At 72.6% G+C, this 17,115-nt stretch carries 14 protein-coding genes; 8 read left to right on the top strand and 6 right to left on the bottom strand.

Annotation, left to right across the window (positions count from 1 at the left end):
• Positions 1–38 precede the first annotated feature (38 nt).
• Both treY and glgX read right to left on the bottom strand, forming a co-directional pair.
• Positions 39–2,471 (bottom strand): malto-oligosyltrehalose synthase, encoded by a 2,433-nt coding sequence (gene treY / locus J8403_RS11955; protein ID WP_211123179.1) that lies wholly within the window; start codon positions 2,469–2,471, stop codon positions 39–41.
• A 253-nt stretch (positions 2,472–2,724) separates the two neighbouring features.
• Positions 2,725–4,869 (bottom strand): glycogen debranching protein GlgX, encoded by a 2,145-nt coding sequence (gene glgX, locus J8403_RS11950; protein ID WP_211123178.1) that lies wholly within the window; start codon positions 4,867–4,869, stop codon positions 2,725–2,727.
• Positions 4,870–5,101: 232 nt separating this feature from the next.
• Between glgX and J8403_RS11945 the strand changes: the two genes are divergently transcribed.
• The 3 genes from J8403_RS11945 to J8403_RS11935 all read left to right on the top strand — a co-directional run bounded on the left by J8403_RS11945 (position 5,102) and on the right by J8403_RS11935 (position 8,639).
• Positions 5,102–5,905 (top strand): Tat pathway signal sequence domain protein, encoded by an 804-nt coding sequence (locus tag J8403_RS11945; protein WP_246585813.1) that lies wholly within the window; start codon positions 5,102–5,104, stop codon positions 5,903–5,905.
• Between the two features lie 65 nt (positions 5,906–5,970).
• On the top strand, positions 5,971–7,302 hold the full coding sequence (locus tag J8403_RS11940; protein ID WP_211123177.1) for a copper amine oxidase: 1,332 nt from the start codon (positions 5,971–5,973) through the stop codon (positions 7,300–7,302).
• Positions 7,303–7,391: 89 nt separating this feature from the next.
• On the top strand, positions 7,392–8,639 hold the full coding sequence (locus tag J8403_RS11935) for an SAV2148 family HEPN domain-containing protein (protein ID WP_211123176.1): 1,248 nt from the start codon (positions 7,392–7,394) through the stop codon (positions 8,637–8,639).
• A gap of 6 nt (positions 8,640–8,645) precedes the next feature.
• On the opposite strand, the gene J8403_RS11930 is transcribed toward J8403_RS11935, so the two are convergent.
• Entirely contained in the window at positions 8,646–9,494 is an 849-nt protein-coding gene (locus tag J8403_RS11930; RefSeq protein ID WP_211123175.1) for an ABC transporter ATP-binding protein, read from the bottom strand.
• Entirely contained in the window at positions 9,491–10,198 is a 708-nt protein-coding gene (locus tag J8403_RS11925; protein WP_211123174.1) for a FadR/GntR family transcriptional regulator, read from the bottom strand. Before J8403_RS11925 ends, J8403_RS11930 begins: the two co-directional genes overlap by 4 nt.
• A gap of 219 nt (positions 10,199–10,417) precedes the next feature.
• On the opposite strand from J8403_RS11925, the gene J8403_RS11920 reads away from it, so the two are divergent.
• Together J8403_RS11920 and J8403_RS11915 are read left to right on the top strand one after the other, a co-directional pair.
• On the top strand, positions 10,418–11,140 hold the full coding sequence (locus J8403_RS11920; protein ID WP_211123173.1) for a 3'-5' exonuclease: 723 nt from the start codon (positions 10,418–10,420) through the stop codon (positions 11,138–11,140).
• Positions 11,141–11,273: 133 nt separating this feature from the next.
• On the top strand, positions 11,274–11,876 hold the full coding sequence (locus tag J8403_RS11915) for a TIGR03086 family metal-binding protein (RefSeq protein ID WP_211123172.1): 603 nt from the start codon (positions 11,274–11,276) through the stop codon (positions 11,874–11,876).
• Between the two features lie 9 nt (positions 11,877–11,885).
• On the opposite strand, the gene J8403_RS11910 is transcribed toward J8403_RS11915, so the two are convergent.
• Entirely contained in the window at positions 11,886–12,827 is a 942-nt protein-coding gene (locus J8403_RS11910) for a phosphotransferase (protein ID WP_211123171.1), read from the bottom strand.
• A gap of 166 nt (positions 12,828–12,993) precedes the next feature.
• Here J8403_RS11910 and J8403_RS11905 point away from each other — a divergent pair, with 166 nt between their 5' ends.
• Genes J8403_RS11905 through J8403_RS11895 form a run of 3 tightly spaced genes read left to right on the top strand, consistent with a single transcriptional unit; the run spans position 12,994 to position 16,144 of the window.
• Positions 12,994–13,929 carry a carbohydrate ABC transporter permease gene (locus J8403_RS11905; protein WP_425519893.1) on the top strand — a complete coding sequence of 312 codons (936 nt, stop codon included), beginning with the start codon at positions 12,994–12,996 and terminating at the stop codon, positions 13,927–13,929.
• Positions 13,930–13,958: 29 nt separating this feature from the next.
• Positions 13,959–14,840 (top strand): carbohydrate ABC transporter permease, encoded by an 882-nt coding sequence (locus tag J8403_RS11900; RefSeq protein ID WP_425519892.1) that lies wholly within the window; start codon positions 13,959–13,961, stop codon positions 14,838–14,840.
• Positions 14,840–16,144, top strand: a complete 1,305-nt coding sequence (locus tag J8403_RS11895; RefSeq protein WP_211123169.1) for an ABC transporter substrate-binding protein — start codon at positions 14,840–14,842, stop codon at positions 16,142–16,144. The genes J8403_RS11900 and J8403_RS11895 overlap by 1 nt, the downstream gene beginning before the upstream one ends.
• Here the strand turns inward: J8403_RS11895 and erm are convergent.
• Positions 16,135–16,977, bottom strand: a complete 843-nt coding sequence (erm, locus tag J8403_RS11890) for an ErmE/ErmH/ErmO/ErmR family 23S rRNA (adenine(2058)-N(6))-methyltransferase (RefSeq protein ID WP_211123168.1) — start codon at positions 16,975–16,977, stop codon at positions 16,135–16,137. The genes J8403_RS11895 and erm overlap by 10 nt on opposite strands.
• Positions 16,978–17,115 lie beyond the last annotated feature (138 nt).

Genomic DNA, 17,115 nt, shown 5'->3' with positions numbered 1-17,115 from the left:
GCTCAGATGGGCCCGGACGGACTGTTCCGGTGGGACCGTCAGTTCCGCACCAGCAGCGCCACCGGAAGCCCCGACAGCAGCTCGGTCAGCGCTTCGGACCCCTCGGCCGTCCGCCCGGTCAGCAGGTCCCGCCAGCGGCCCGGTGGCAGCGGCAGCCGGGTGGCGCCCCAGCCGCCCGCCTCCGCCAGCCGCCGCGACAGCCGGGTGACCACGGTGACCGCCCCGCCGCCTCCGCCCTCGCCCTCGTTCCCGGCGGCCGCCCGTACGAAGGCCACGCAGTGCGCCGCCGAAGGCCCCTCGGCGGCCAGCGGCGCATAGCCGCTCCCCGGGCCGAACCACTCCGGACGCTCCCGGCGCAGCCGCAGCGCGGCCCGGGTCAGCAGCAGCTTCTCGGCGGAGACCCCCCGCGCCTCCGGCTCGCCGCCGAACTCGGGCGGCCGGCGGTTGTCCGGGTCGACCAGGGCCGTATAGAGGTGTTCGGTGCCCATATAGAGGTCCGGGACGCCCGGCATGGTGAGCTGCAGCAGGGCGGCGCCGAGCGCGTTGGCCCGCGCCGGTCCGTCGAGTTCGGCGCCGATCGCGGCCCACACCGACGGGTCGGCCGCGCACGGCCCGGCCTCCAGAAAGGCGGTCACCTCCTCCTCGTACGCCGCGTTCTGCTCCGTCCAGGTCGTCCGCAGCCCCGCCTCGCGCACCCCCTTGAGCACGGCGGGGACCAGCCGCGCGGCGTCGCCGTGGCCCAGCGCGAGCGCGGTCTGCCACGCCGTCCAGGCAAGATGCGGATCGGGGGCGGGGGCCGAGCGGGTCAGCTCCTCCACCATCCGGCCCCACCAGCCCGGGCATTCGGTGAGCGCCGCGAGCCGGGCCCGGGAGTCCGCGCTGCGCTTGGTGTCATGCGTGGACAGCACCGTGCCGGTGACGGGCCAGTCGCTTGAGCGCCGGGCGGCGAAGGCGTGGAACTCCTCGGGTGCCACGGCCGGCCGCCCCGGATCGCCGCCCACCTCGGCGGCGGACAGCAGCGGGGTGTAGCGGTAGAAGGCGGTGTCCTCCACCGACTTGGCGCGCAGCGCGGCCGCCGTCTGGGCGAAGCGGGCGCAGAAGTCGCACTGGTCCGGGCCGTCCCCGAGCCTGCCCAGCGCCGCGTCCCGCACGACCCGTACGACCCGGGCCTCCTGCTCCACCGTGAACGCTTCCCGGGCGTCCGCCGCCGCCGAGCGCAGCATCACCGCGTCGGCGTCCGTCGCGGACGGACCGCCCACCGAGGCGTACGGACGGTAGACCGGCAGCCGCACCAGCAGCTCGCGGATCGCGGTGCGCAGCGCCCAGGGCGCGTGGTCGCGCAGCCGGGGGTCGGCCGCGCAGATCCGGGCGGCGGTGCGTGTCAGCCGTGCCACCTCGGCGGCCAGTTCGTGGGTGACCACCTCGCGGGCGGCGCGGCGGACCGTCGCGGGCCAGTCGCCGCCGAGGTCGGCCGGGGGAGCGGCGAAGGCGCGATAGCGGGCGGTCAGCTTCGCCAGCCCGTCCGGGTCGACGAAGAGCCCGTCGATGTGGTGCAGCGCGTCATAGCCGGTGGTCCCGGCGACCGGCCAGGTTTCGGTGAGCCGCTCGTCCCGGGCGAGGATCTTCTCGACCACCGTCCACCGGCCGCCCCCACCTTCCCTGCCCCTCGTCTCACTCGTCGCCGCCCGCACCGCCCGGTCCAGCCGCCGCAGATAGCCCTCCGGATCGGCGAGCCCGTCCGGATGGTCGATCCGCAGCCCGTCCACGACCCCGTCCCGCATCAGCTCCAGCAGCGTGGCATGGGTGGCGTCGAAGACCTCCGGGTCCTCCACCCGCACCGCGATCAGCTCGGAGATGGTGAAGAAGCGCCGGTAGTTGAGCTCGGTGCGGGCCAGCCGCCACCAGCCGAGCCGGTACCACTGGGCGTCCAGCAGCGCGGCGAGCGGCAGCCCCTCGGTGCCGGGCCGCAGCGGGAAGGCGTGGTCGTAGTAGCGCAGCACGCCGTCCTCGACGCGCAGCCGCTCCCACTCCTCACCGAGCGGGCCGCCGAGCACCGGCAGCAGCACCTTGCCGCCCTGGGCCCGCCAGTCGATGTCGAACCACCGCGCGTACGCCGACTCCGGCCCGTCCCGCAGCACCTCCCACAGCGGGCCGTTGAGCCGCTCGGGGGCGGGGGCGGCCATATGGTTCGGGACGATGTCGACGATCAGCCCGAGGCCGTGCGCCCGCGCGGTACGGGCGAGTGCGCGCAGCCCCTCCTCGCCGCCCAGTTCGGCCCGGACGGTGGAGTGGTCCACCACGTCATAGCCGTGGGTGGAGCCGGGCACCGCCTCCAGCACGGGGGACAGATGCAGATGGGAGACGCCGAGCGAGGCCAGATACGGCACCGCTCGCTCCGCCGCCGCGAAGGGGAAGGCGGGCTGGAGCTGGAGGCGATAGGTGGCGGTGGGTGTGCCGGGGTCAGCCGTCATAGGAACGTACGTACCCACTGGGCGCGCTCCATGAGAGGCCCACGCACCCGAACGGACGCTCCCCGCGCCTCCGGGCGGTGCCTGGACCGAGGGTGTGCCCGACGGATCGTGACGCCTGCGGCGCGCTGTTGCCCCTCCCCGCCCCTTCCCTCAACTGGGGCTCCGCCCCAGACCCCGGGGCCCAGGGGAGGGGCGGACCATGCGGCTCCGCCGCGTGGTCGTCCGCCGGACACCCCGCAGACGGGCCCCGGATCTAAGCAGGCCGCTGCAGCACCATCAGGCTGCGGTCCACCAGGGTCAGCACATCGCCCGCCGCCACCTTCGTCCCGCTGCCCGGCTCCACGCCCGCCGGCACCGCCGTGTCCACGATGACCTGCCACTGCTTGCCGTGGTCGATGGGGACGACGAAGTCCAGCGGCTCATGGTGGGCGTTGAACAGCAGCAGGAACGAGTCATCGGTGATCCGCTCACCGCGCACCCCCGGTTCGGAGATCGCGCTGCCGTTGAGGAAGACCGCGAGGGACTTGGCATGCGCCGCCTGCCAGTCGCGCGGGATCATCTCCTCGCCCTCATGGGTGAACCAGGCGATGTCGGACAGCTCGTCATGGGTGCCCTCCACCGGCCGTCCGTGGAAGAAGCGGCGGCGCCGGAAGACCGGATGGTCGCGGCGCAGCCACACCAGCGAGCGGGTGAAGCGCAGCAGTTCCAGCGCCGAGCGGTCCTCCCACTCGCCGTCCTGCCCCTTGACGTGATCCGGCCACCGCACCCAGGAGACCTCGTTGTCCTGGCAGTACGCGTTGTTGTTGCCGCCCTGGGTGCGCCCGAACTCATCGCCGTGGCTGAGCATCGGCACGCCCTGGGAGAGCATCAGGGTCGCGACGAAGTTGCGCATCTGGCGCTCGCGCAGCGTCCGCACCGCCGGGTCGTCGGTCTCGCCCTCGACCCCGCAGTTCCAGGAGCGGTTGTAGCTCTCGCCGTCCTGGTTGGACTCGCCGTTGGCCTCGTTGTGCTTCTCGTCGTAGCTCACCAGGTCGCGCAGGGTGAAGCCGTCATGGCAGGTGACGAAGTTGACCGAGGCCAGCGGGCGCCGCCCGTCGCCCTGGTAGAGGTCGGAGGAGCCGGTCAGCCGGGAGGCGAACTCGGCGAGTGTCCTCGGCTCGCCGCGCCACAGATCCCGCACGGTGTCCCGGAACTTGCCGTTCCATTCGGTCCACAGGGGTGGGAAGTTGCCGACCTGGTAGCCGCCCTCGCCGACGTCCCAGGGCTCGGCGATCAGCTTCACCTGGCTCACCACCGGATCCTGCTGGACCAGGTCGAAGAACGAGGAGAGCCGGTCCACCTCGTGGAACTGCCGGGCCAGCGTCGCCGCCAGATCGAAGCGGAAGCCGTCCACATGCATCTCGGTCACCCAGTAGCGCAGCGAGTCCATGATCAGCTGCAGTACGTGCGGGGAGCGCATCAGCAGGGAGTTCCCGGTGCCGGTGGTGTCCATGTAGTACCGGCGGTCCTCGGTCAGCCGGTAGTACGAGGCGTTGTCCAGGCCCCGGAAGGAGAGCGTGGGGCCCAGGTGGTTGCCCTCGGCCGTGTGGTTGTAGACCACGTCCAGGATGACCTCGATGCCCGCCTGGTGCAGCGCCCGGACGGCCGATTTGAACTCCAGCACCTGCTGGCCCCGGTCACCCCAGGAGGCGTAGGCGTTGTGCGGGGCGAAGAAGCCGATGGTGTTGTAGCCCCAGTAGTTGGCAAGGCCCGCGTCGGCCAGCCGGTGGTCGTGGACGAACTGGTGCACCGGCATCAGTTCCAGCGTGGTGACGCCCAGCTCCGTCAGATGTTCGATGATCGCCGGATGGGCCAGCGCCGCGTACGTCCCGCGCAGCTCCTCGGGCAGCCGGGGGTGGCGCATGGTCAGCCCCTTGACGTGGGCCTCGTAGATGACCGTGCGGTGGTAGTCGGTGCGCGGCGGGCGGTCGTCCCCCCAGTCGAAGTACGGATTGACCACGACGGACGCCATGGTGTGCGGGGCGGAGTCGAGGTCATTGCGCTTGTCGGGCCGCCCGAAGTGGTAGCCGTAGACCTCCTCGCCCCAGTCGATCCGCCCGCTGAGCGCCTTGGCGTACGGATCCAGCAGCAGCTTGGCGGAATTGCAGCGGTGGCCGGCCTCCGGCTCGTACGGGCCGTGGGCCCGGAAGCCGTAGCGCTGCCCCGGCATGATCCCCGGCAGATAGGCGTGGCGTACGAACGCGTCGGACTCCCGCAGCTCGACCGCCGTCTCCGAGCCGTCGTCGTGCAGGAGGCACAGCTCGATACGGACGGCGGCCTCGGAGAACACCGCGAAGTTGGTTCCGGCGCCGTCGTACGTGGCGCCAAGGGGGTAAGCCTGCCCCGGCCAGACCTGCATACGTCGACTCTTCCACTTCTTCTCCGGGGACCGCGAGCACCCCGGGCACCGGACGGAACCTGACCGACCCTGCATCCTTTCCCAACTGGCCCGACCCATCCGCCCTTTCAACAGAACTTCCTCAAAAGGGAGGCAACCTACGGCCATATCGGTTCGTCCTACCGGGTGACCTCCGCGTACGCGTATCCCGCTATGCGGTCCGATGTGATGACAGGGGGGATTGGGGGAGGATGTGCGCAAGCTGATGCACCGCCACCTGGGCAAGGTGGTGGCCGGCGCCGCCGTGGCCGCCACGGCCACGGCGGTCATGATCGGGGTGACGCTCCCGGGGAGCGCCTCCGGCAAAGAGAGCTCGGGTGGGGGACCCCAGGGCTCGGCGGCGGAACAGGGCCAGGCGGCCCGGCAGCTGCCCGGTGTGGTGGAGGACGCGCCCGAGCAGGGCCGCACCGGCACCGGCCGCGATCCACTGACCGACGATGAGATGAAGCGCGCCCAGGCCCTCACGGGCGGCGGCGGCTTCCGGCTGAGCAGCGAGGACGTCAAGGGCGCCAAGGGCCCCGAGCGGCTCTCCACCGACCTCGCGGAGCTCGGCCCCGACGAGGTGGGGGCCGCCGACGCGCCGCGCCGCGCCGAGGTGACGTACTACGACTACAAGGACGACACCTACGTCACCAAGACGGTCGACCTCGGCAGCGGCAAGGTGACCGCCACCGACACCCAGCACGGGGTCCAGCCGCCGCCCAACCGCGACGAGGTGATGGAGGCCGCGCGGCTGCTGATGGACGACAAGCTGGGCGAGGGGCTGAAGAAGGACTTCAAGGACGCCACCGGCAAGGCGCTGACCCGCCCGGACCAGCTGACCGTCACCGGCTTCGTCTACCGCGCGGGCGAGGGCAACCCCGGTCCGGCCTCGGTCGGGGACTGCGGCGCGCACCGCTGCGTACGGCTGTTCACCCGGGTGGTGAACGGCCCGTGGATCGACACCCGGCAGATGGTGATCGACCTGAGCGCCCGCAAGGTCGCCAAGCTGACCTGAGCCGGGTGCCAGGCACCGGCACAGCGCACATCCCTATGCCTCACCTTCATCACAGGAGTCCTTCCATGCCTGAAAGCAGGCTCCGCCGCGCCCGTGCCCGGGTCGCGGCGGCCATCGGCGCCTCGGCGCTGCTCGGCACCGTGGCGGTCGCCGCCGGGCCGGTCGGCACCGCCCAGGCGGCCCCGCAGAGCCCGGCCGCGGCGGATTGCAGCGCCCCGTACAGAATCGAGCAGAAGCTGGACGGCGGCACCACCTGGCGGATGTGCTGGCACTACGAGAGCAACGCCGGTCTGGTGCTCGACAAGGTCTCGTACCAGCCCAAGGGCGAAAGCGCCCCGATCAAGGTGCTGACCTCGGCCAAGCTGGGCCAGATCCATGTGCCGTACGACGACGGCAGCAATGAGTACGACGACCTCACCGGGCAGGGCTTCGCCCAGGGGCTGCAGCAGCTCGACCCGGCCGAATGCCCCGGCGGCACCATCAAGACCGTGCGGGTGCCCGACGCCTGGGACCCCGAGCATCCGAATGTGAAGGGCCTGTGCGCCACCACCCGGGCCCGCGGCCACGCCTACCGCATGGGCACGGGGGGCTTCGGAGCCGGCGAGGACAACAAGGTCTACCAGCTGCAGGGCAAGGACCTGCTGGTCTACACCGTCAACCAGGTCGGCTGGTACGAGTACATCACCGAGTGGCGGTTCGCCGGTGACGGCACCATGACCATGCAGGTCGGCGCCACCGGCACGCTCTCCCCGATGGACTACGACGCGGGCGACGGCCGCGGCTGGCCCCTCGGCAAGGGCGCCAAGGACTACGCCACCAGCCACGCCCACAACGTCTTCTGGCGGCTGAACTTCGGGCTCGACGGCTCGTCCAAGAGCAAGGTCGAGCAGTACGACTCGAAGACCACCGCGACCTCGGGGCGGATCCCGAAGACCAAGACCACCCGCACCAAGGTCACCAAGGAGCTGGCGGGCGACGCGGCACCGGCCCGTTGGTGGCGCGTGGTCAGCTCCACGGGCAAGAACAAGGACGGCCATCCGCGCAGCTACGAGATCGTCCCCGGCCACACCACCAAGTACCAGGGCCGTAGTTTCACCAAGCACGACGTCTACTTCACCGAGTACAAGAAGTGTGAGCAGTTCGCCAGCAACAATCTGCGCAACTGCGGCGCCGGTGCGGGCAAGAGCGTCGACAAGTGGGTCAATGGCCAGACCCTCAAACACCCGATCGTATGGGTCAACATCGGGTTCCATCACATCGCCCGGGATGAGGACCAGGAGCCCATGCCGCTGCACTGGCAGGGCTTCCAGCTCTCCCCGCGCGACGTCACCGCTATGAATCCCCTCACGCCTCCTGCACTGTCCGGACACAACGGCCATACAGAAGAGGAACGTTGACCCGATAGGCAGGACCTGAGTGTCGCACCGCCCCCGCCAGCGCAGTAGTCTGCGGTGATCGTTGGACGGGGGCGGAAGGCGGTGCACAGGTGAGCTCGGGCGGGCTGGAGCTGCCCCCCGGTGACGGAGGTCCCGGGGGTGACGGCTCCACCGACGCACCTCCCGGCGCAGTGTCCCTGGTGCGGCCGATGGAGATCGGAGCGGAACTGGACTGGGGCGCCGACGCCTGGAGCGAGGTGCGCACACGCGCACGCCGGGCCGGGCGGGCCTATATCTGGCTCAACCTCGTGGAACAGCGGCTGCGCGCGGTCGTCAACGCCGTACTGCGGCCCATCTACGAACCGGTCCACGGCGAGGACTGGGTCATCGCCGCCGCCGGCCCCGCCGGGCAGGAATGGGTGCAGCGGGCGGTCGCGGTCCGGGAGGTGAGCCGGCGCAAGGGCTATCTGCTCGACCCGGCCGACGACAATGTCGTCAGCTTCCTGACCCTGCCGCAGCTGCGGGAACTCCTCGTCCAGCACTGGCCGTGCTTCGAGCCGTACCTCGACGACCGCCGCGAGGTCGAGCTGGCCCTGGACGAGCTGGAGGTCGCCCGCAATGTCGTCTCCCGCAACCGCGCCCTGTCCGTGACCGTCCTCGCCCAGGCCGAGCGCGCCTCCGCCCGGCTGCTGGAGATCCTCGGCAGCGGCACCGGCTCCCCCTCCGCCGACCGGCTGCCCATCGACGCCGTCGAGGACCTCGTCGGCGACCGCTACGCCGACGTCGTGGGCGTCCATCCCGACCGGGTGCGGCTGCAGCGCCAGCTCCCCGCCGAGGACCTCTTCGGCAACGCCCGCCGGCTCGACGCCGTCGGCATCGGGCTCAACCTCCTGGTCCAGAACTACTCGGGCCGCCGGCTGGTCCGGCTGGCCGAATCCGGCTGCCGGGCCCGGCTGCTCTTCCTCAACCCGGCGAGCAGCGCGGTACGGCGGCGGGAGCGCGAACTCGGCCTGAAGAAGGGCGAGATGAGCCGCTCGGTGGAGATGAACATCCTCCATATGCGGCGGGTGCGCGCCCGGCTGCGGGACCCGGACGCGTTCGAGATCCATGTCTTCGACGAGACCCCCCGCTTCACCGCCTACCTGGTCAACGGCGACGGCGCGGACGGCCTCGCGGTCGTCCAGCCGTATCTGCGCAAGGCCCGGGGCATGGAGGCCCCGGTCCTCGTGCTGCGCGGCGGCGGGCGGGGCAGCGACGTCGTCCGCGAGGGCGGGGCCCAAGAGGGCGAGGGCGGGCTCTTCGGCACCTACCGCGAGGAGTTCGAGAGCGTCTGGGCGGACTCCCGGCCGGTGTCCTGACCGCTGTTATGAGCCGGACGGTCCGCTGTGATGAGCCGGATGGTCCGCGCCCTGGTACGGCGGCCGTAGCGCCCGGGCGGCCCAGCGGCCGTCGGTGCGGCTGATGTGCACCGGGTGGTCGAAGCACTTGCTGATGGCGTCGGTGGTCAGGACCGCGTCGACCTCCCCCGCGCTCAGCACTTCGCCCTCCCGCAGCAGCATCGCGTGGGTGGTGCTGGCGGGCAGCTCCTCCAGGTGATGGGTCACCAGGACGGTGGCCAGCTCGGGGTGTTCCCGGCGCAGGGTGTCCAGGCTCTCCAGCAGCTGTTCACGGGCGGCCAGGTCCAGGCCGGTGGCCGGTTCGTCGAGCAGCAGCAGCCGGGGGAGGGGCATCAGCGCCCGGGCGATCAGCACCCGGCCGCGCTGGCCCTGCGACAGGGTCGGCCAGCGCGCGTCCAGCTTCCCGCCCATGCCGAGGGTGGTCAGCAGCCGGTCGGCCCGCTCCCGCTGCTCGGGAGTGGAGTGGCGTCGGGGGACCGGCTCCACGGTGTTGGTCAGCCCGGTGAGCACCACGTCCCGCACCCGCAGCGGGGAGCGCAGCGGATGCCGGGGATCGACATGGCCCACGAACGACCGCAGCTCCCGCAGATCCACCCGCCCCAGCGTGCGCCCGAGGACCTCCACCGTGCCGTGCGTCGGGTGCACCAGCGCGCCCGCGAGGCTCAGCAGGGTGGACTTGCCCGCGCCGTTGGAGCCGAGCAGCGCCCAGTGCTCCCCCTGGTGGACGGTGAGCGAGATCGAGCGCAGCAGCGGGGTGCCGTCGCGCACCACATCCACATCGCGCAGCCTGAGTACGGGGACGGCCGGGGCGGTCACGGGGCCGCCACCTCCTTTTCGCTGTCGAACAGTTCCATGACGGCCTCGAGATGGGAGACCGTGGCCGCGATCGCGGCGTCGGCGTCCCCGCGCGCCAGCCCGTCCAGCAGCTCGGCGTGGGCGCACGACACATCGGGCAGTGCCGTCTCGTAGCTGACCATCTCCACCAGCGCGGCGCGCAGCACCGGCAGGACGGAGGTGAACAGGCCGAGCAGCACGGCGTTCCCGGACAGCTCCACCACGGCCCGGTGGAAGGCCAGATCGGCGTCCACGAAGGCGGCCGGATCGCCTCCGGCCCGCTCCTCGCGCAGCGCGAGACGGTCCCGCAGCCGCCCGATGTCCTCGGGGCGCAGGCGCCCGGCGGCCAGCCGGGCGGCCTCCACTTCCAGGGCGCGGCGCACCTCGTACACCTCGCGCAGCCGGGCCCGGCGCAACAGCCGCCGCATATCGCCCTCCGCGGCGGGGGTCGGGGGCTCGGCTGCGTAGGTGCCCGAACCATGGCGCACCTCCACCAGCCCGTCATGGGCCAGCAGCCGCACGGCCTCCCGCACCGAGGAGCGGCCCACGCCCAGTTCGGCGGCGAGCGCCACCTCGTTGGGCAGCCGCTCACCGGGCCGCCACCGGCCCTCCGCGAGCATCGCGCGCAGGGCGCTCTCGACCCGCGGCACCACGGGCCCGTGCCGCAACCGTGCCGTCTCCGCCACCGCGCCGCGCCTTCCTTCCCGAACGATCTTCCGAGGACGGCGGGACTTTAACACAGAGTCCTCAGACGTCTGAGGACTTGTCGTGGGGCACCGGGTGGTGGCTCGCGGGGTTGCGGCTCGTCGGGCCCGCGGCCCCGGAGGTCCTTCACCGGTCGTTGTCAGTGGTGCGTGGGAAGGTGGTGCACACCTGGGGGAAGTACGACAAAGGGAGGGGCGGTCATGGGCTGGCATCGGGGGCTGCTGATCGGATTCGATCTGGAGACGACGGGCACCGATCCGCGGACGTCACGGATCGTGACGGCGGCCGTGGTCGAGGTGAGGGACGGGGAGCCGATAGGGCGGCGCGAGTGGCTGGCCGATCCTCAAGTGCCCATCCCCGACGGCGCCGTGGCGGTGCACGGGATCACCAATGAGCGGGCGGCGGCGGAGGGCCGGCCCGCGCGTGAGGTGGTCGAGGAGGTCGCCGAGGTGCTGGTGGCCCACTGGCGCGCCGGCGCCCCGGTGGTGGCGTACAACGCGGCGTTCGATCTCAGCCTGCTCGCCGCCGAGTTGGGGCGGCACGGGCTGCGCCCGCTGAGCGAGCGGCTGGAGGGCGCGGAGACCGGCCCCGTGGTGGATCCGTACACGATAGACCGAGCCGTCGACCGCTATCGCAAGGGCAAGCGCACGCTGGAGGCCGTCTGCGGGGAGTACGGGGTGGTGCACGACCGCGCCCATGACGCCGGTGCGGACGCGCTGGCGGCGGTGCGGGTCGCCTGCGCGCTCGCCGAGCGCCACCGCGAGGTCGCCGGGCTCGAGCTGTGGGACCTCCACCGCAAGCAGGTGGGGTGGTACGCGGGCTGGGCGGCCGACTTCCAGTCGTGGCTGCGCCGCAAGGGCACCCCGGACGCGGTCGTGGACGCCGGCTGGCCCCTGCGGGAGGCGGGGGCGGTGGTGGGGTAGTGGCCCACCGGGGCTGGGGTGAGCGACCACCGGGCGAATATCGGAGCGCGCCGCACCGATGAGTTTCCGACGGCGGTGCGGTCCGTACGGGTAAGGGGGACGGACCACGGACTCGAGCGAGGAGAAGACGACCGTGACCGATGAACAGACCACCATGATCGATTTCGGACCCACCGCCCAGCGGGTGACGGCGCTGCTCAGCGGCGTCTCTGACGAGCAGCTCGGCGCGCCCACACCGTGTGGCACCTACTCCGTGGGAGATCTGCTCGACCACTTCATGGGGCTCGCCATTGGCATGCGCCAGGCGGCGGAGAAGACCACGGCCGCGGCGGGCCCGGACGACCCCGCCCCCGGGGAGGGGGCGGCGGACCGGCTTGACCCCGAGTGGCGGCAGGAGCTGCCGCGCCGGCTCGAGGCGATGGCCGCGGCCTGGCGCGAGCCGTCCGCCTGGCAGGGCACCACGGTGGCCGGGGGCGTCACCATGCCCGCCCAGATGATGGGCGTCGTGGCGCTGGACGAGCTGCTGATCCACGGCTGGGACCTGGCCCGCGCCACCGGCCAGCCCTACGACTGCGATGCTCGCAGCGCCGAGGCCGTCATCGGATGGCTGTCGGCGGTCCCGGACGAGGAGCGCCCCCAGGAGCTGTTCGGCCCCAGGATCCCCGTCCCGGCCGACGCGCCTCCGCTGGACCGCGCGATCGCCTTGAGCGGCCGCGACCCGGGGTGGCGCGCCTGAGCGAATTGCTCAGAACGTGTGCCAGCGCACCGTCGGGTCGTCCTCCCGCAGGGAGGCGATGCGGCGGGTGAACTCGGCGCGCGCCGCCGGGTTGCCCGGGGCGTGCTGGGCGACCCAGGCGCAGCTCGCCGTCTCCCGCGCGCCGCGCAGCACCCCGCAGCCGGGCCACTCCCGGACGTCCCAGCCGTACTCCGCCACGAACGCGTCGTACGCCTCCGCGCCGAGCCCATAGCGGTCCCGGGACAGCGCCATCACCACCAGATCGTGCTCGCGCAGATCGTGCGAGAAGGTCTCCAGGTCCACCAGTACCGGGCCGTCCGGGCCGATGTGCACATTGCGCGGCAGCGCGTCGCCGTGGATCGGGCCGGGGGTGAGCCGCGGGGTCAGGTCCTCGACGGCGGCCGCGAAGTCGTCCCGGCGGGCGCGCAGATACGCCGCGTCCGCCGGGTCGATCGCGCCCCCGGCCAGCCGCAGCCAGCGCTCGATCCCGCCCAGCAGATCGCGGCGCGGCAGCGGCAGCGGCGGCGGTGCCGGGGCGGGTGGACCGGCGGGTGGACCGGCGGGCGGGTCGGGCAGCGCGTGCACCATCCGCAGCAGCTCCGCGAGGTCGCGCGGCCCGGCCGGGCGTACCGGATCGGGAAGCCGTTGCCAGTACGTGACGAGGTGGTTGGCGAACGGAAGCGGTTGCTCGGAGCCGAAGCGCCGGTCGGGACGTACCGCGGGCAGTCCCTCCCGGGCGAGCCAGTCGGCGATCCGCAGCTCCCGGGCGGCCCGGTCCCACACCTCCAGATCGCGGCTGATCCGGACCACCAGGGAGAGGCTGTCGACGGCGAAGACGGCGTTCTCGCCGAGGGACAGCAGCCGGGCCTCCGCCGTACCGGCCCGGTAGGGCGGCAGCGCGGCCGAGAGCACCGCCCGTGCCCGCTCCTCCGTGAACGCGACATCCGCCACCGCCGTACCCCATTCTGCTCGGTTGCTCCTCGTCGGCGCCCAAGTCTCGCATCGGCTACCGCAGGTGAACCGCTTGACTGCACCGCCCGCCCTCCGCACGATGACGTGGGCTCTCCCACCGGACCGCCCTCCCACCGCGTCCGAAGGAGGCCCTGCCGTGATACCCGTGACCGCCGACTCGGCGCGCTCGGACCAGGGCTCCGCCCCGCCCCCGCCCACCGCCACAGGCAAGGGCCCGGGCCGCGCGGCGAACGGCCACCGGGCGTGGTTCCTGGTGCTGCCCGCGCTGATCCCGATCCTCCTGCTCAGCGTCGGCCCGCTGCTCTACGGCATCGCGCTCGCCTTCACCGACGCGCAGGCGGGCCGCACCGACCCCACCCAGTGGATCGGGCTGCTCAACTTCCAGGACCTGCTGCGCGACACCCTCTTCTGGGAGTCCTTCCGGATCGGCCTGGTGTGGGCGGTCGCCGTCTCCGTACCGCAGTTCCTGCTCGCGCTCGGACTCGCGCTGCTGCTCAATCAGAACCTGCGGTTCCGCTGGCTGTCGCGGGCGCTGGCGATCGTTCCCTGGGCGATGCCGGAGGTCGTGGTCGGCATCATGTGGCGGCTGGTCTACCACCCCGACGCGGGGCTGCTCAACGAGACGCTCGGCACCCACCGCGACTGGCTCGGCAGCCTGTCCACCGCGCTGCCCGCCGTCGTCGTGGTCGGCATCTGGGCCCGCCTTCCGCAGGTCACGGTCACCCTGCTGGCCGGACTCTCCAACGTGCCGCGCGAACTGCACGAGGCCGCGGCCATGGACGGTGCCGGTGCCTGGCGCCGCTTCCGCACCGTCACCTGGCCCGCCATCAGGCCCATCGCCCTCGCCATCAGCGCGCTCAGCTTCATCTGGAATGTCAACTCCTTCGCGCTGGTCTACGTCCTGACGGGCGGCGGACCCGGCGGCCGCACCCGGCTGCCGATGCTCTTCGCCTATGAAGAGGCGTTCCGCTACGGCCAGTTCGGCTATGCGGCGGCGATGGGCTGTGTGCTGGTGGCGGTGGTCTCCATCCTGCTGGCCGTCCATCTCGTCGCCCGGCTGAAGGGAGACGACGACACATGAGCACCCGCCTCACCGCCCGGCGCCGACGCATGAGCACCCGCCTCACCGCCCGGCGCCGACGCATGGGCACCCGCACCGCCCGGCGCCGCGCCGCCCGCACCGGCCAGTACCTGGCCCTCCTCGGCTATCTGGTCTTCCTGGCCTTCCCGCTGCTGTGGCTGGTCTCCACCGCGTTCAAACCGCCGCGTGAGCTGGCGAGCCTCCACCCCGGCTGGATCCCCGACCATCCCACCCTCGACAACTTCCGCCAGGCCTTCGACGAGCAGCCGCTGCTGCGGTCCGCCGGGAACAGCCTGATCGCCTCCCTCGCCGCCGCGGCCATCACCGTCGTCATCGCCACCCCGATGGCCTATGTGATGGCCCGGCACCACCGCTCCCCGCTGTCCCGGGCGGCCACCGGCTGGATCGTGGTCAGCCAGGCGTTCCCCTTCGTCCTGGTGATCATCCCGCTGTTCCTGGTGCTCAAGGAGGTCCGCCTGATCGACTCCCTCTCCGGGCTGATCATGGTGTACGTGGTGTGGTCCCTGCCGTTCGCCCTCTGGATGCTGGCCGGGTACGCCCGGGCCGTACCGCGCGAACTGGAGGAGGCCGCGGCCGTGGACGGCGCGAGCCGAGCGCGGACGCTGATCTCGGTGACCATGCCGTTGCTGGCGCCCGGCATCGTGGCCACCGCCCTCTTCGCCTTCATCACCGCCTGGAACGAGTTCTTCTTCGCGCTCGTCCTGCTCAAGTCCCCGCAGAAACAGACGATGCCGGTCATCCTCACCCACTTCATCGGAGCCGAGGGCGTCGCCGACCTCGGCCCGCTCGCCGCCGCCTCCCTGCTGGCGACGCTGCCCTCGCTCGTGCTGTTCGCGCTCATCCAGCGCCGGATCACCAGCGGCACCCTGGCCGGGGCGGTGAAGCACTGATGCGCCGCCGCACGCTGCTGGCCGCGTCCGCCGCCGGGACGCTGTCCGCCACCGGGACCCTGCTCTCCGCCTGCGCGCCCGGACGGCGGCGGGCATCCGGCGGCCGGATCACCCTCCGCTTCCAGTCCCTGGCCTGGCAGCAGGAATCCATCCAGGCCAACAAGCAGCTGGTGGCCGAATGGAACGCGGCCCACCCCGACATCCGGGTCGACTACGTCCAGGGCAGCTGGGACAGCGTCCACGACCAGCTGCTCACCTCCTTCGAGGGCGGCGAGGCGCCCGACATCATCCACGACGCCACCGACGACCTCGCCGACTTCGCCTACGGCGGCTATCTCGCCGACCTCACCGACCTGCTGCCCCAGCGGCTCAAGGACGAGATCCCGCCCCAGACCTGGCAGGCCGCCACCTTCGCCGGTGGCATCCACGGTGTGCCGTTCCTCCAGGAGCCGCGCGTGCTCATCGCCAACCGCGCCCTGCTGGAGCGGTCCCGGGTGCGGATCCCCGCCCCCGAACGGCCCTGGAGCTGGGCCGAGTTCGAGGACGCGGCCAAGGAGCTGACCCGCGACGGGACGCACGGCGTGGCCTGGCCGCTCAAGGAGCCCGTCTCCGCGACCCTCAACCTCTCCCTGTCCACCGGTGGCAAGGTCTTCCACCGGGGCGCGGACGGCAAGGTCACCGTCCGGTTCGACGCCGCCGACCAGCGGGTGCCCCGGGTCATCCACGACCAGCTGGGCGGCGACCGCAGCGCCGCGCGGACCACCCTCGGCATGGGCGGCTCCGACACCCTCCCCGGCTTCTTCGGCGGCAAGTACGCGATGGTGCCCCTCGGCTTCTCCTACCGTCAGCAGATCGTGCAGCAGGCGCCCAAGGGCTTCGCCTGGACCGTACTGCCGTCCCCGGCCGGACCCGGCGGCGACCAGCGGCAGGGGGTCAGCCCCCAGACGCTGTCCATCGCCGCCGACAGCCCGTACCAGAAGGAGGCGGCCCGCTTCATCGACTTCTTCCTGCGCCCACCGCATATGGTGCGGCTCGCCCGGGGCGACTGGATGCTCCCCACCGGCCGGACCGCGCTGCGCGACCCCGCCCTGCACACCCGCCGGCACGGCTGGGCCACCGGCGCCGCCCTGGCCGGAGGGCTGCGACCGGCACCCGCCCAGTCCGTGCGCGGCTATCCGGAGTGGAAGGACAAGGTGGCCACCCCGGCGCTGCAGGAGTACTACAGCGGGGCGATCGGGATGGGGGAGCTACGGAAGCGGCTGGTCGAGGACGGCAACCTGGTGCTCGCCCGCTATCAGCGGTAGCCGCGATTGACCCGGCGGACCCCGCTCAACTCCCGTGCGAGGACCAGCCACTGCTCCGGCGACACGTAGGCCACCACCACGTCCGGCTCCAGCCCGGCCGCCCGGAACGCCCGGTCGAGGACGCGGGCGGGACAGCCCCGGCGCAGCGACGCGTGGAGCGAGCCGCCGAGCCCGGTGAAGCCCAGCTCGACCAGGTCCGCGTAGGCGGACCGGGCCGCCGGGTCAGTGAGCAGCGGGTGCGGCCGCCGGGTCAGCCGCAGGATCCCGCCGTCGACCGCCGGCACCGGCCGGAAGGCGGCGCGCGCCACCCGCCCGCACAGCCGCCACTCGACCTCCGGCCAGGACCGTACGGTCAGCAGGGACCAGCGGCCGTAGTCCCCGGTGCGCTTACGGGCGTACTCCGCCTGCGTGAGCAGCGTCGCGGAGGTCAGCTGGGGCCCCGCCCGCAGCGCCCAGGCCACGATCTCGGCGGTACGGGCGTAGGGCACGTTGCCGACCAGGGCGAACGGCTCGCGCGGCGGCGCCGCGGCCAGGAAGTCCTGGTGCACCACCCGGACCCGCGGATACCGGGCCAGCCGCTCCCGCAGCCCCGGGATCAGATGCCGGTCGATCTCATAGCTGATCAGCTCACGGCAGCGCGGCGCCAGCGCCTCGGTGAGCGCCCCCTTGCCCGCGCCGACCTCCACCAGGAGATCGCCGGGCCCGGGGCGGGCGGCGCGTACGACGCGGGCGACGGCGCCCGGGTCGATGAGGAAGTTCTGCCCGTACGCGCGCCTCGCGCGGTCGCGTGCGGTGCGGTGCGGGGTCGGGAGTTGGTGTCGATTGCGGGCCACGGCCACGGTCCTTTCGGAGCCGGGCGGGCGGCAGCAGCGCGGAACGGGCCCTGCCGCCCGTCCCGGAACGAGTGCTTCCTGGACTGGCGGGGGCCCTGGCCGAGGGCGCGTGGGGGCAAGGGATCAGCTCACGGCGAG

Origin of the sequence: Streptomyces yatensis, assembly GCF_018069625.1 — a bacterium.
Taxonomy (GTDB): domain Bacteria; phylum Actinomycetota; class Actinomycetes; order Streptomycetales; family Streptomycetaceae; genus Streptomyces; species Streptomyces yatensis.
The sequence above is the reverse complement of the archived record's forward strand: the minus strand, read 5'-3'. Positions and strand labels throughout refer to the sequence as shown.

Coding starts and splice junctions, on each gene's coding strand:
- J8403_RS11895 (WP_211123169.1), top strand. CDS start 14,840: ATGCGCCGCCGCACGCTGCTGGCCGCGTCCGCCGCCGGGACGCTGTCC.
- J8403_RS11940 (WP_211123177.1), top strand. CDS start 5,971: ATGCCTGAAAGCAGGCTCCGCCGCGCCCGTGCCCGGGTCGCGGCGGCC.
- glgX (WP_211123178.1), bottom strand. CDS start 4,869: ATGCAGGTCTGGCCGGGGCAGGCTTACCCCCTTGGCGCCACGTACGAC.
- treY (WP_211123179.1), bottom strand. CDS start 2,471: ATGACGGCTGACCCCGGCACACCCACCGCCACCTATCGCCTCCAGCTC.
- J8403_RS11900 (WP_425519892.1), top strand. CDS start 13,959: ATGAGCACCCGCCTCACCGCCCGGCGCCGACGCATGGGCACCCGCACC.
- J8403_RS11920 (WP_211123173.1), top strand. CDS start 10,418: ATGGGCTGGCATCGGGGGCTGCTGATCGGATTCGATCTGGAGACGACG.